The sequence below is a fragment of the Mycolicibacterium celeriflavum genome, from assembly GCF_010731795.1.
Lineage (GTDB): Bacteria > Actinomycetota > Actinomycetes > Mycobacteriales > Mycobacteriaceae > Mycobacterium > Mycobacterium celeriflavum.
Genome location: NZ_AP022591.1, coordinates 4063195 through 4076948 on the forward strand (window position 1 = coordinate 4063195; position 13754 = coordinate 4076948).

Below are 13754 nucleotides of genomic sequence, written 5' to 3' on the forward strand. Positions count from 1 at the left end.
CTTCCTTGTGACGTGGTTCGGCTACCCGATAGGTCGGCGGGGAAACCCATGTCGAAGCGGTGAGCGAGGCGCCCCAACCTAGAATGGCGTCGTGACGTCGGAGCTAACCCACGCCGGAAACGCTGTAGACACCGTCGACCGTGCCGCCGCCACACCCGATCAACCGCAACCGTTCCGTGAACTCGGTCTCAAGGACGACGAGTACCAGCGGATCCGCCAGATTCTGGGGCGCAGGCCGACCGACGCCGAGCTGGCGATGTACTCGGTGATGTGGAGCGAGCACTGCTCGTACAAGTCGTCGAAGGTGCATCTGCGCTACTTCGGCGAGACCACCACCGACGAGATGCGCAAGACGATGCTGGCCGGCATCGGGGAGAATGCCGGCGTCGTGGACATCGGTGACGGTTGGGCCGCCACCTTCAAGGTGGAATCGCACAACCACCCCTCCTACATCGAGCCCTACCAGGGGGCGGCCACCGGCGTCGGCGGCATCGTGCGCGACATCATGGCGATGGGCGCCCGCCCGGTCGCTGTCATGGATCAGTTGAGGTTCGGCGCGGCCGACGCGCCCGACACCCGCCGCGTCGTGGACGGGGTGGTGCGCGGCATCGGCGGGTACGGCAACTCGTTGGGACTGCCCAACATCGGCGGCGAAACGGTGTTCGACGCGTCCTACGCAGGCAACCCGCTGGTGAATGCGCTCTGCGTCGGGGTGCTGCGCAAGGAGGACCTGCACCTGGCGTTCGCGTCGGGAACCGGCAACAAGATCATCTTGTTTGGCGCCCGCACCGGCCTGGACGGCATCGGCGGCGTGTCGGTGCTGGCCTCGGAGACCTTCGGCGGCGACGAAGCCGGTGCGGGACGCAAGAAGCTGCCGAGCGTTCAGGTCGGTGACCCCTTCATGGAGAAGGTGCTCATCGAGTGCTGCCTCGAGCTGTACGCCAACGACCTGGTGGTCGGCATCCAAGACCTCGGTGGCGCCGGACTGTCTTGTGCCACAAGTGAACTGGCATCCGCGGGTGACGGCGGCATGCGCATCGAACTGGATACGGTGCCGTTGCGGGCGGCCAACATGACGCCCGCCGAGATCCTCTCGAGCGAATCGCAGGAGCGGATGTGCGCGGTCGTCACGCCCGACAACGTCGACAAATTCATGGCCGTCTGCCGCAAGTGGGAGGTGTTGGCCACCGTCATCGGCGAAGTGACCGACGGCGACCGGCTACAGATCACCTGGCACGGCGAGACCGTCGTCGACGTGCCACCGCGCACCGTCGCGCACGAAGGTCCGGTCTACGAGCGACCGGTACAGCGGCCCGACACGCAGGATGCGCTCAACGCCGACACCACGGCGAGCCTGCCGCGACCGTCGACCGGTGCGGAACTCAAAGCGACTCTGCTTGCGCTGCTGGGCAGTCCGCACCTGTGTAGTCGCGCATTCATCACCGAGCAGTACGACCGCTATGTGCGCGGCAACACCGTGCTGGCCGAGGACGCCGACGGCGGGTTGCTGCGCGTGGACGAGGCCACTGGCCGCGGCATCGCGATATCGACCGACGCGTCGGGCCGCTACACGGCGCTCGACCCGTACGCCGGGGCGCAATTGGCGCTGGCCGAGGCATACCGCAACGTTGCCGTCACCGGCGCGACCCCGGTCGCGGTGACGAACTGCCTGAACTTCGGCTCGCCGGAGGACCCCGGCGTGATGTGGCAGTTCAGTCAGGCCGTGCGCGGGTTGGCCGACGGTGCTGCGGCGCTGGGTATTCCGGTCACCGGCGGCAATGTCAGCTTCTACAACCAGACCGGCACCACGGCGATCCTGCCGACCCCGGTCGTCGGTGTACTCGGCGTGATCGACGACGTGAAGCGGCGCATTCCCACCGGTTTCGGCAACGAACCCGGCGAGACGCTGATGCTGCTCGGCGACACCCGCGACGAGTTCGACGGATCGATCTGGGCGCAGGTGACCGCAGACCATCTGGGCGGGCTGCCGCCCGAGGTGGACCTCGCGCGGGAGAAGCTGCTCGCCGAGGTGCTGACCGCCGCGTCCCGCGACGGTCTCGTCTCAGCCGCGCACGACCTGTCCGAGGGCGGGCTGATCCAAGCCGTCGTCGAGGCCGCGCTGCGCGGTGAAACCGGTTGCCGCATCGTGCTTCCCGAAGGCTGGCAAGAAGGAACAGCTCCGTTCACGTTCTTGTTCTCCGAATCCGCGGGCCGGGTGCTGGTTGCGGTGCCGCGAACTGAAGAGAGCCGGTTCCGCGCGATGTGCGAGGCCCGCGGCCTGCCTGCCACTCGCATCGGCGTGGTCGATGCGGCCAGCGATGCGATCGAGGTCCAAGGTCTGTTCACCGTTACCCTGGAGGACCTGCGCAGCACGTCAGAAAGCGTGCTGCCCGGGTTGTTCGGGTGAGCGAGCACACGCGACAACGACACCCGATACACGTCTGGGCGTGGCGCCTGGTCCGACTCGACTTCGTCGGCGTCGCGTTCGCTGCATTGTTCTTCTGCCTGTCGCTGACGCCGTCGCTGCTACCCCGTGACTGGCTGTTCGCAGGCCTGATCGGGGGCCTCAACGCCGCGATCGGCTACGGCATCGGCGTCTTCATCGCAAAAATGTTGCGCCGCTTTATGTTACGCCGCCGCGCCTGGTGGCCGCCATCCAAGCGGGTGTTGGTGGTGCTCAAGACCGCCACGGTGGCGTTGTCGATCGCCGCCAGCGTTCTGATGGTGATTCCGGCCGCGGCGTGGCAGCGACAGGTGTCGGCGGTGATGGGCATCGAGGGACCGGCCACACTCGGCTATCTGCGCACGCTGATCGTCGCGTTGTTGGTGGGCGGACTGTGCGTGGCTGTCGCACGCGTGCTGCTCGAGGTGATCAAGACGATGGCCCGGTTCTTCATCCGGCGCTGGCGTCTGCACGACGAGGTGGCGCTGTTCATCGGGACCGCCATCGTCGTCGTGCTTGCCATCACGCTGATCAACGGTGTGCTGGTGCGTGGCTTCCTCGCCGGCGCCAACCGGGTGTTCCAGCCGCAGAACACCACCACCCGGGAAGGCGTCATCCAACCGGCAGAACCGGAAAGATCCGGTAGCCCAGAGTCTTTCGCGGCCTGGGAGACATTGGGTTATCAGGGTCGAAACTTCGTCGCCACCGGTCCACGCGCCGACGAGCTCAGCGAACTCAACGGCGCGCCCGCCAAGGAGCCGATCCGGGTGTATGTCGGGCTGCAGACCGCCGAAACCGACGAACAGCGGATGGCGGTGCTGCTCAGCGAGCTCGAGCGCACCGGCGCGTTCGAGCGTGAGCTGCTGGTGATCATCCCCACCACCGGCACCGGTTGGGTCAATCCGGTGGCGGCCCGGGCGCTGGAGATGATGTACAACGGGGACACCGCGCTGGTCGGATCACAGTATTCCTTCCTGCCGAGCTGGATCTCCTTTCTGGGTGACCAGCAGAAGTCGATGGTGTCCGGGCGCATGATGATCGACGCGATTCAGCAACGGTGGGAAGAACTTCCGCAGGAGCGGCGGCCGAAACTCGTGCTCTACGGGGAGAGCCTGGGCTCGATGGCCGGCCAGGGTGCGTTCGAGTGGTTGCCCGACATTTCACGGATGGGTTTCTCGTCGGTGCTGTGGGTGGGTCCGCCGAACGCCAGCCCGCTGTGGAAGGCAATCACCGACCGGCGCGACCCGGGCACCGCGCAGGTCGAGCCGCGTTACGACAACGGCCGCACCGTCCGGTTCTCCCAGGCGACCGATCCCGCGGAGATCGAGCGTGACACCGCGCCGCCGTGGGAGGGTACGCGCGTGCTGTTTCTGCAGCACCCGTCCGATCCGATCGTGTGGTGGTCGCCGGACCTGCTGTTCAGCCGGCCGGACTGGCTGCGCGAACCGCCCGGTCGTGACCGCACGGCCAGCATGCGGTGGTATCCGATCGTGACGTTCGGGCAGGTTGCGGCCGATATGACCAACGCCAGTTCGGTGCCGGGAGGGCACGGCCACAACTACGGCGATCTGGTGCTCGACGGCTGGGCCGCCGTCGCGCCGCCCGACGGCTGGACCCGGGAGGACACCGAACGGATCCGCACCGCGCTGACCAAGACCGAGGGCGAGGACGGACCGGAATACTGATGCGGGCGAAGAAGTTTCGCGCGACCGCCGTGGCAGCCGCCCTGGTGGGTTGGAGCTTCGTCGCGCCCAGGGTGCGCTTTCATCCGATTGCGAACGCCGCGTTGGGCACCGGCCTCTACGCGCTCGCCCGTCCCCCGCTGGGGCTGCGTCCGCCCGCACTGTGGTCCGGCCTGCGCCATGGGCTGGCCGCGGGTGCGGTGATCGCGCTGGGCGTGGCGGCGGCGACCGCGGTCCCGTCGGTGCGACGTGGAATGGCCGCGCGCGAACTGCCCGACCGTCCGGTGCGGTGGCTGGCGTTCGACATTCCGGTCGGCACCGTCTGGCCCGAGGAAGTCGCCTACCGGGCGACGCTGGGCAGCGCCGCCGAGACCGCGTTCGAACGTGCAGGCGGGCGATTTCTGCAGTCGGTGGCGTTCGGTCTGTGGCACATCATGGATGCGCGCCTCACCCGCAACCCGGTGTTGGGCACGGTCCTTCTCACCGGCGTTGCGGGCTGGGCGTTCGGATGGCTGCATGCGCGCTCGGGCAGCCTCGCCGCGCCGATGCTGGCCCATCTGGCCGCCAACGAGGCCGCGGCGTTGGCGGCACTTGCCGTTCAGCGGCGCATAGAGTCCCGGGCATGAGCACCGCCGAGCGCGACCGTTCGCGCACCTTCGTCGTGACCGGAGCCGCGTCGGGCATCGGCCTGGCCACCACCAGGCGCCTGCTCGCAGGCGGTGGAACCGTGATCGGCGCCGACTTGGCACAGCCACCGGAGAAACTGGGCGACCGCTTCGAGTTCGTCACCGCCGACATCACCGATGAGGCCGCGGTGGCATCGGTGTTCGCCGCGGTGCGCGGGCGCCTCGACGGCGTCGTGCACTCGGCCGGAGTTGCCGGCGGCGGGCCGGTGCACCTGCTCGACCGCGCCGAGTGGGACCGCGTGATCGAGGTCAACCTCACCGGAACGTTCCTGGTGGCCAAGGCCGCGGTCGCGAAGATGATCGAGCAACCGCGCGTCGACGGCGAGCGTGGGTCGATCGTCACCCTGGCCAGCGTCGAGGGTCTGGAGGGCACCGCCGGCGGCAGCAGCTACAACGCCGCCAAGGGTGGTGTCGTGCTGCTCACCAAGAACATCGCCGTCGACTACGGCCCGAGCGGTATCCGCGCGAACGCTGTCTGCCCCGGCTTCATCGACACCCCGATGCTGGCGAGCGTGATGGGCCTCGAAGGCATGGAGGGCCCACTGCGTTCCATCACCGAGGAGCACGCTCTGCAGCGGCGGGGCCGCCCGGACGAGATCGCTGCCGTCGCAGCGTTTCTCGTGTCGGCCGATGCGTCGTTCGTGACCGGCCAGGCCATCGCGGTCGACGGTGGCTACACCGCCGGTCGCGACCACGGCGTGGTCAAGCTGTTCGGTTTCCCAGACTGAACTTCACGGGTTGATCGTGAGTTCGCCGACCTGGCGGCCCCAGACGTACTCGATGAACAACGGCTGGCCGAGTTCGAGATGGTTGTACGGGGCGATGCTGGCGCCGGTGTCCATCACCAGATAAGGCGCCGGGTACAGCTCGCGGCTGACATCCTGCCAGCAGCCAGGACGGCCCTCCGGCCCGCCGGTGGCGTTGACCCGCGGCAGATTGTCGGGATAGATGTACGGATTGCCGGCACCCGCCAGGACGCCGCCACCACCGGTCAGCGAATAGCCGTTGCCGCCCAACGTCTTCGCCACCCGCGGTTGGACCTCGTTGAAGTTCTGGATTGTGCAGAACAGCGCGGGGCTGTGGTAGTCGAGCACTTTCGACGTCGGCAGCAGATCGGCGGCGCCGCGGACCAGATAGGGGCCGGCACGCTCGAAGACGTCGGCGCCCATGTCGGCGAAGCCGAGCGCGCCCATCAGCGCGGCGTCGAGGTCGGCGCGGTGCTCGTTGAACGTGCGACCGGTGGTCACCGCGTTGTCGAGGCCGTTCCACAGGTCGCCGGAGGCGTCGGCGTACACGTCGGCGAGATCGGCCAGCAGGCGGGTGTCGGACTGGATCGCCGGCATCCGGGCGTTGAGGTCGTCGACGATCCGGTTGCCGTTGCGCAGAGACTCGCCGAATCGGTCACCCAGACCCGTGAGGGCCTCCGCCGTCGCGGCCAGGGTCTGGTTCAACTTGATCGGGTCGACCTGTTCGGCGAGCGCCATGACCGTCTCGAACACGGTGTTGAACTCCGTCGTCACCGACGACACCTCGATCACCTCCCGGCCTGTGAGGTGTTGTGGCGACGGATCTTCGGGCGCGGTGAACGAGATGTACTTGTTGCCGAACACCGTGGTGGCGAGGATGTCCGCGGTCACGTTTGCCGGAATGCGTTCGAGGTAGCGGGGATTGACTTTGAGCGTGAGTTTCGCCTGCTGCCCGTCGCCGCCCTCGACGAGTGAGATCTGGCTGACCCGCCCGATCTCCACGCCGTTGTAGGTCACCTTCGCGCCCGGTTCGACGACCAGCCCGGCGCGCGGCGACAGCAACGTCAGCTGAGTCCGAGGCGTCAGGTCGCCGCGGAACTGGAGATACAGCACGCCCACCGCGACGGCGGCGATCACCAGGAACACCGCACCGGCCACCTTGTACGGCGGCCTGTGGCGGTCGACAAACACTTTGAGACAGTAAGGTATGGCCACCTCTCGTCGGGCCCGTACTGCCGATCCGGCGAAGACCCGCACCGCGGTCGCGGCGCTGGTGGACTGGTTACGCGACGATGAGCGACCAGCGCCGGCCAGAACCGAACTCGCCGAGGCGGTCCGGTTGACGGCCCGCACGCTCGCCGCGGTCGCGCCGGGTTCCAGCGTCGAGGTCCGCGTACCACCGTTCATCGCGGTGCAGTGCATCGCGGGTCCGGCGCACCGGCGCGGCAACCCGCCCAATGTGGCCGAGACCGATCCGCGGACTTGGCTGCTGCTCGCCAGCGGGATGCTGTCGCTGGGCGACGCCGTGGCCGACGGCCGGTTGACGCTGTCGGGGTCGCGCGCCGGCGAGATCGGGACCTGGCTACCGCTGATCGACCTCGACGGTTAGCTTCGCCACACCACGTCCGCCGGGGATTTCGGTGCTCTACTGACCGCTCAGCGATATGTCCTGTTTCGGGACATCGCTGACAGGTGTATGTCTCGGGACATCGCTGACACCTGAGTAAGGGCCTGGCCAGGATGGTTCATGGCCCAGAAGGTGACGGCGATGGACATTCTTGTTGCGACGGCATTTGGACAGATCCGCAACGTGTCGCAGTTCTGCCGCGATCAGCAGATCAGCCGGCAGACGTTCTACAAGTGGCGCCGCCGCTTCGGTGAGGACGGTCTGGACGGGCTCGAGGAGCGCTCGCGCCGGCCCATATCCTCGCCGGGTCAGACCGCGGCCGAGGTCGAAGAAGCGGTGCTGCGCAAACGCAAACAGCTGCTCGAAGCTGGTCTTGATCACGGTCCACAGTCGATCGTGTGGACCCTGCAACGCGAAAAGCACCCACAGGTGCCGTCGCGGGCGACGGTGTGGCGGATTCTGACCCGCCATGGGGTGATCGTCGCTCAGCCCCAGAAGCGGCCCAAATCGGCGACAAAACGGTTTTGCTTCACCCGGCCCAACGACTGCTGGCAGTCCGACTGGACACAATGGATGCTCGCCGATGGCACCGCTGTGGCTATCGCTGGCACCCTGGACGACCATTCCCGGTACCTGCCCGCGCTGGCGGTCGACATCGGGCACGGCACCGCCGAGTTGGTGTGGTCGACGATGTTGGCCGGTATCACCGAATGTGGTGTCCCAGCAATGTCATTGACCGATAACGGGATCGTCTACACCGGCCGACGCAAAGGATATGAGGCGTCGTTCGAGGCTAACCTTCGCGCTCTGGGGACACGCACCATCAACTCAACCCCGTTTCATCCGCAGACCTGCGGCAAGATCGAACGGTTCTGGCAGACGCTGAAGAAATGGCTACGCGCGCGCCCTGCCCCGGCCACCATCGACGAGCTCAACGAGCTGCTCAACCAGTTCCGCGAGTTCTACAACTACCACCGCCCCCACCGCGCCCTGCGCGGCCACACAAAGCGTTCAACGCCACCGCCAAAGCCCACCCCGCCCAACACGCGATGCCAGCACCGGTCTTCGTCAGCCGCCACAGCGTTGATGAACAGTCCGGCAACCTCCACGTCAAGCCTTACCGCATCGGAATCGGTCTGCGCTGGGCCGGACACAGCTGCGACGTCATCCGACAAGGCGATCACATCGCCATCTTCAGCGGCACCACCCTGATCCGAGAACTCACCGCCGACCCCACCCGCTACCACCAGCGGTGCGCACCCAACACACGGACCTACCGCACCCGCGAACCAAAACCGTCATCATGAGTGTCAGCGATGTCCCGAGACATATCTGTCAGCGATGTCCCGAGACACCACAGACCGCTCAGCGATCGGAAGCGCACCGAAATCGCAGGTGAGTGCGGAAATGCAGGCGCCCGCGGGCGCGTTGTTCCCGTTGCGGCGACACCCCCGCCGCATTCGGTGAATGACTCGTGATGTACGTAGACTGAGGCGGTCTACCCATTCCGCCCTGGGAGCAGCCATATCGTGACCGGCCCGCAGACCGATCCAGAACCCCGCGAAGAGTGTGGCGTATTCGGCGTGTGGGCGCCGGGTGAAGAGGTCGCCAAGCTCACTTACTACGGCCTCTACGCGCTTCAGCACCGTGGCCAGGAAGCCGCGGGCATCGCCGTCGCCGACGGCTCCCAAGTGCTGGTCTTCAAGGATCTGGGCCTGGTCAGCCAGGTCTTCGACGAGCAGACGCTGGCCGCGATGGAAGGCCACGTCGCCATCGGGCACTGCCGCTACTCGACCACCGGTTCCACGACGTGGGAGAACGCCCAACCGGTGTTCCGCAACACGGCGGCGGGCACCGGTGTCGCGCTGGGACACAACGGCAACCTGGTCAACGCGGCCGAACTCGCCGCGCGCGCCCGCGAGGCCGGGTTGCTCGGGACCAGGGGTGCTCCGGCGGCGACCACCGACTCCGACATCCTCGGCGCGCTGCTCGCCCACGGGGCGGCCGACGCGACTCTGGAGCAGGCCGCGCTGGAACTGCTGCCGACCGTGCGCGGCGCCTTTTGTCTGACCTGGATGGACGAGAACACCCTGTACGCGGCGCGCGATCCGTACGGGGTGCGACCGTTGGCGTTGGGGCGGCTGGACCGCGGCTGGGTCGTCGCGTCGGAGACCGCGGCGCTCGACATCGTCGGTGCCTCGTTCGTGCGCGACATCGAGCCCGGTGAACTGCTGGCCATCGACGCCGACGGAGTGCGTTCCACCCGGTTCGCCAACCCCGAACCCAAGGGCTGCGTCTTCGAATACGTCTATCTGGCGCGGCCGGACAGCACTCTGGCCGGCCGTTCGGTGCACGCCACCCGCGTCGACATCGGCCGCCGGCTGGCCAGGGAGATGCCGGTCGAGGCCGACCTGGTGATCGGCGTTCCGGAGTCGGGCACCCCCGCCGCGGTGGGTTACGCGCAGGAGTCCGGCATCCCCTACGGCCAAGGCCTGATGAAGAACGCCTACGTGGGACGCACGTTCATCCAACCGTCGCAGACCATCCGCCAACTCGGCATCCGGCTCAAGCTCAACCCGCTCAAGGAAGTGATCCGCGGCAAACGGCTGATCGTCGTCGACGACTCGATCGTACGGGGCAACACCCAACGCGCCCTGATCCGGATGCTGCGCGAGGCGGGCGCCGTGGAGGTGCACGTCCGCATCGCGTCGCCACCCGTCAAATGGCCCTGCTTCTACGGCATCGACTTCGCCACGCCGGCCGAACTGATCGCCAACGCCGTCGAGGACCAGGGGGAGATGCTCGAGGCGGTGCGCCACGCCATCGGCGCGGACACCCTCGGCTACATCAGCCAGCAGGGCATGATCGCCGCGACCGAGCAGCCCGCTTCGCGGTTGTGCAGCGCCTGCTTCGACGGCAAGTATCCGATCGAGTTGCCGGGCGAATCGGCGTTGGGCAAGAACGTGATCGAACACATGCTGGCGACGGCCGCCAAGACCGGACTGCCGCTGCGCTCCGACAACGACAACGTCTCGGCGCTGCGCAGGCCGTAGCTACCGCCCGACGTGTGCCCAGCGCGGATCACCGGGCAGCGGGCCGCGCTGCAACGCCGTCGCCACCGCGTCGCGATAACTCGTCAGGCCGCCGTGCGGCGGGGCGATGACGGCATCGATGTCGTGGTTGCCCATCACCGCCTCGCACTCCAGCGACTCGACGAGCGGACGTGCCAGCGCCCCGGGCAGCGGCGTCACCAACCCGATCCACCAGCTCGCGATAGTCGGTGTCAGCCAAGGTAATACGACGATCACCCGGCGGCGCAGACCGGCCACGTCGGCGTACACCTGCATCGCCTCGCCGTATTCGAGCACGTCGGGCCCGCCGATATCCCAGGTGCGCGATGTCGGCACCGGCGCGGCGGCGGCCTCGGCCAGATAATGCAGCGCGTCGTCGATCGCGATCGGCTGGATCTTGTTGTGCACCCACCTCGGTGTCGTCATCACCGGCAGGCGGTTGGTCAGGTGCCGGATCATCTCGAACGACGCCGATCCGGAACCGATCACTATTCCGGCCTGCAGGACGACGGTCTCGAGGCCGGACTCGATCAGGATCTCGCCAACGTCGGTCCGCGACTGTAGGTGAGGGGACAGGTTGGCCTCCGCTGGGTGCAGCCCGCCCAGATACACCAGCCGCCTGATCCCCGCATCGCGTGCAGCGGCGACCACGTTGCGGGCCGACCGGACCTCTTCATCGACGAAATCGCCGGAGGTGCCCATCGAGTGCACCAGGTAGTAGACGACGTCCATGCCCTCGAATGCGCTGCGCAGCGAGTCCATATCGCCGAGGTCGCCGCGTGCCACCTCGACCCGGTCGCGCCACGGCGCGTCGCCGAGTTTGTCGGGGTTGCGCGCCAGCGCGCGCACGGCGTGACCGTGGTCGAGCAGAGCGGGCACCAACCGGCCGCCGACGTAACCGGTCGCACCCGTCACCAAGCAGCGAATCGCGTCTGTCACCCCGCCGGGATCGCCGGTTTGGGGGTCGGGCAAACACGGCTAGGCGGTTACCGCGGCGCGCCGAACACCGGTAGCCTTTATCGCGATGACCGAACGCGCCGAACCTGCCGGCATCTCCTACGCGTCGGCCGGGGTCGACATCGAAGCCGGCGACCGGGCTGTCGAACTCCTCAAACCACTCGCCGAGAAGGCCACCAGGCCCGAGGTGCGCGCCGGCATCGGCGGCTTTGCGGGACTGTTCGCGCTGCGCGGCGGCTACCGGGAGCCGGTGCTGGCCTCATCGACCGACGGCGTCGGCACCAAACTGGCGGTCGCCCAGGCCATGGACAAGCACGACACGGTCGGAATCGACCTGGTCGCGATGGTCGTCGACGACCTCGTGGTCTGTGGCGCAGAACCGCTGTTCCTGCAGGACTACATCGCGGTCGGGCGCACTGTTCCCGAGCGGATCGGCGAACTGGTGGCCGGCATCGCCGACGGTTGCCAGCTGGCCGGCTGCGCGCTGCTCGGCGGCGAGACGGCCGAGCACCCCGGTCTGATGGCACCGGACCACTACGACATCTCGGCCACCGGGGTCGGCATCGTCGAGGCTGACGACGTGCTCGGCCCGGACCGGGTCAAGCCGGGCGACGTGCTGATCGCGATGGCCTCTACGGGATTGCACTCCAACGGCTATTCACTGGCCCGAAAGGTGCTGCTGGAAATCGACCGGATGAACCTGGCCGGTCACGTCGAAGAATTCGGTCGCACGCTGGGCGAAGAACTGCTGGAGCCGACCCGCATCTACGCCAAGGACTGCCTGGCACTGGCGGCCGAGACGCAGGTACGCACTTTCTGCCACGTCACCGGCGGCGGGTTGGCCGGCAATCTCGAGCGGGTGGTCCCGCACGGGCTGATCGCCGAAATCGACCGCGGCACTTGGACGCCGGCACCGGTATTCGCGATGATCGGGCAGCGCGGACGGGTCGAGCGCAGCGAGATGGAGAAGACCTTCAACATGGGTGTCGGGATGGTCGCGGTCGTCGCACCCGAGGACACCGACCGCGCGCTGGCGATCCTGACCGCGCGTCACCTGAATTGCTGGACGCTGGGCACCGTCAAGAAGGGCGGTAAGAACGGTCCCCGAGCCAGGCTCGTGGGTCAGCACCCGCGCTTCTGAGCCTGCACTCTGAACCTCTAGCGGCGCCAGTCATCGTCGTCGACCCAGTCGTCGGCCACCGGGTCGGTGCCGTTCAGGTCGTTCTCGGAAGCGCCCGACAGCTCTTGCTGGAGCCGCTTTAAGTCGGTCTGCGGTGAGCTGTATTTGAGCTCACGAGCAACCTTGGTCTGCTTTGCCTTCGCCCGGCCGCGGCCCATGGGGGGACCCCCTCGCGCAATAACGGAGCGGCCCAATTGGTAGGCGGCTCCGATCTGATCTGTCTTTTTATCGTCCTGCCGACACTTTACCGTGCCTGGCTGCGGTGCGCTCCCAGGCCCTCGGCGATCAGCGGTTTCCGCCGCGCAGCTGTTCGACCGCGCGGCGCCCGGCACCTGCGACGTCGGGCGCCGGCATCGAATCCGCATCGATCAGGGCGGGCACTCCTGCGACGGTCAGTTCGGTGTCCGCGGGCAGTCCCCGCTTGAGCAGCGCCAGCGCGACCGGGCCTTCGTCGACGTGGTCGACCACCGTGCCGAGACGGCCGACCGTCCGGCCGCCGGCGAGCACCGGATCGCCGGTGGTCGGCCGATCCGTCGAACCGTCGAGATGCAGCAGCACCAGCATCCGCGGCGGTTTACCCAGGTTGTGCACTCGGGCGACCGTCTCCTGCCCGCGGTAGCAGCCCTTGTCCAGATGCACGGCGGGACCGATCCAGCCGACTTCGTGCGGAATCGTCCGCTCGTCGGTGTCCACGCCCAGCCGGGGCCGACGCGCGGCCACCCGGTGGGCCTCGTAGGCCCATACCCCGGCGGGCCGGACCCCGGCATCGCCGAGCCGCCGGCGCCAGCGGTCGAGCTGGTCGCGGGGCACCAGGAGATCGAGTTCCAGCGTGGATCCGTCGAGGCGGCGCACGAAGCCGCCGTCGGGAAGCGCGACGGCCGTGCGGGGCGCCGGCAGCGACCCGACGCCGAGCGCGTCGAGCACGGCGTCGTCGGCCAACCGCGGCCCGAGCAGTGACAACACCGCCAGGTCGGCCGGTTCGACTGCGACGTCGGACCAGAACACCATCTTGCGCAGGTAGCTCAGCAGCGCCTCGCCGCGCCACGCTTCGGTGTCGAGATAGGTGACGCCGCCGAGTTCGGTTTGCAGCCAGTGATCTTCGACACGGCCCTGGCCGTCGAGGCTGAGATTCTCGGTGACCGTGCCGTCGCCCATATCGCTGACGTGCTGGGTGGTCAGATTGTGCAGCCAGGTCTTGCGGTCGGCGCCGGTGAGGGTGAGCACCGCGCGGTGTGAGCGGTCCACGACGACCGCCGCGTCCGCCGCCGCGCGTTGCTCGGCCAGCGGATCGCCGTAATGCCAGACGGCGCCGGCGTCGGGTCCGGTGTCGGGAGCGGGGACGGCTGGCCCAGAGGATGTCAC

12 protein-coding genes are annotated in these 13754 nt (G+C 67.9%); 8 read left to right on the plus strand and 4 right to left on the minus strand.

Annotated elements, in window-relative coordinates; genetic code table 11:
• The first annotated feature begins 91 nt into the window (after positions 1-91).
• The 4 genes from purL to G6N18_RS19730 are packed head-to-tail and all read left to right on the plus strand — an operon-like array spanning position 92 to position 5539.
• A complete protein-coding gene (gene purL / locus G6N18_RS19715; RefSeq protein WP_083006257.1) occupies positions 92-2407 on the plus strand; it encodes a phosphoribosylformylglycinamidine synthase subunit PurL in 2316 nt (771 codons plus the stop codon).
• Positions 2404-4128, plus strand: coding sequence for an alpha/beta hydrolase (locus tag G6N18_RS19720; RefSeq protein WP_179962328.1), 1725 nt, complete (start codon positions 2404-2406; stop codon positions 4126-4128). Before purL ends, G6N18_RS19720 begins: the two co-directional genes overlap by 4 nt.
• Positions 4128-4751: an Rv0804 family intramembrane glutamic endopeptidase gene (locus tag G6N18_RS19725; RefSeq protein WP_083006259.1), complete on the plus strand. Its 624-nt coding sequence runs from the start codon at positions 4128-4130 to the stop codon at positions 4749-4751. The genes G6N18_RS19720 and G6N18_RS19725 overlap by 1 nt, the downstream gene beginning before the upstream one ends.
• A complete protein-coding gene (locus G6N18_RS19730) occupies positions 4748-5539 on the plus strand; it encodes an SDR family NAD(P)-dependent oxidoreductase (RefSeq protein WP_083006261.1) in 792 nt (263 codons plus the stop codon). Before G6N18_RS19725 ends, G6N18_RS19730 begins: the two co-directional genes overlap by 4 nt.
• 3 nt (positions 5540-5542) lie before the next feature.
• Here G6N18_RS19730 and G6N18_RS19735 read toward each other — a convergent pair whose 3' ends face one another.
• Positions 5543-6748: an MCE family protein gene (locus G6N18_RS19735; protein WP_083006263.1), complete on the minus strand. Its 1206-nt coding sequence runs from the start codon at positions 6746-6748 to the stop codon at positions 5543-5545.
• Between the two features lie 16 nt (positions 6749-6764).
• Here G6N18_RS19735 and G6N18_RS19740 point away from each other — a divergent pair, with 16 nt between their 5' ends.
• The 3 genes from G6N18_RS19740 (at position 6765) to purF (ending at position 10237) form a co-directional block, all read left to right on the plus strand.
• Positions 6765-7166: a sterol carrier family protein gene (locus G6N18_RS19740; protein ID WP_083006265.1), complete on the plus strand. Its 402-nt coding sequence runs from the start codon at positions 6765-6767 to the stop codon at positions 7164-7166.
• A 159-nt stretch (positions 7167-7325) separates the two neighbouring features.
• The gene (locus tag G6N18_RS19745; protein WP_244960061.1) at positions 7326-8396 is read left to right on the plus strand and encodes a helix-turn-helix domain-containing protein; all 1071 of its coding nucleotides are present in this window, start codon (positions 7326-7328) and stop codon (positions 8394-8396) included.
• Positions 8397-8713: 317 nt separating this feature from the next.
• On the plus strand, positions 8714-10237 hold the full coding sequence (gene purF / locus G6N18_RS19750; protein WP_083007190.1) for an amidophosphoribosyltransferase: 1524 nt from the start codon (positions 8714-8716) through the stop codon (positions 10235-10237).
• Here purF and G6N18_RS19755 read toward each other — a convergent pair whose 3' ends face one another.
• The gene (locus G6N18_RS19755; protein ID WP_083007220.1) at positions 10238-11194 is read right to left on the minus strand and encodes an NAD(P)H-binding protein; all 957 of its coding nucleotides are present in this window, start codon (positions 11192-11194) and stop codon (positions 10238-10240) included. It abuts the gene before it with no gap.
• Between the two features lie 85 nt (positions 11195-11279).
• Here G6N18_RS19755 and purM point away from each other — a divergent pair, with 85 nt between their 5' ends.
• Positions 11280-12353, plus strand: coding sequence for a phosphoribosylformylglycinamidine cyclo-ligase (purM, locus tag G6N18_RS19760; RefSeq protein WP_083007193.1), 1074 nt, complete (start codon positions 11280-11282; stop codon positions 12351-12353).
• A gap of 17 nt (positions 12354-12370) precedes the next feature.
• On the opposite strand, the gene G6N18_RS19765 is transcribed toward purM, so the two are convergent.
• Both G6N18_RS19765 and ygfZ read right to left on the minus strand, forming a co-directional pair.
• Positions 12371-12550, minus strand: coding sequence for a DUF3073 domain-containing protein (locus G6N18_RS19765; protein ID WP_067218170.1), 180 nt, complete (start codon positions 12548-12550; stop codon positions 12371-12373).
• Between the two features lie 127 nt (positions 12551-12677).
• The gene (ygfZ, locus tag G6N18_RS19770) at positions 12678-13754 is read right to left on the minus strand and encodes a CAF17-like 4Fe-4S cluster assembly/insertion protein YgfZ (RefSeq protein WP_083007195.1); all 1077 of its coding nucleotides are present in this window, start codon (positions 13752-13754) and stop codon (positions 12678-12680) included.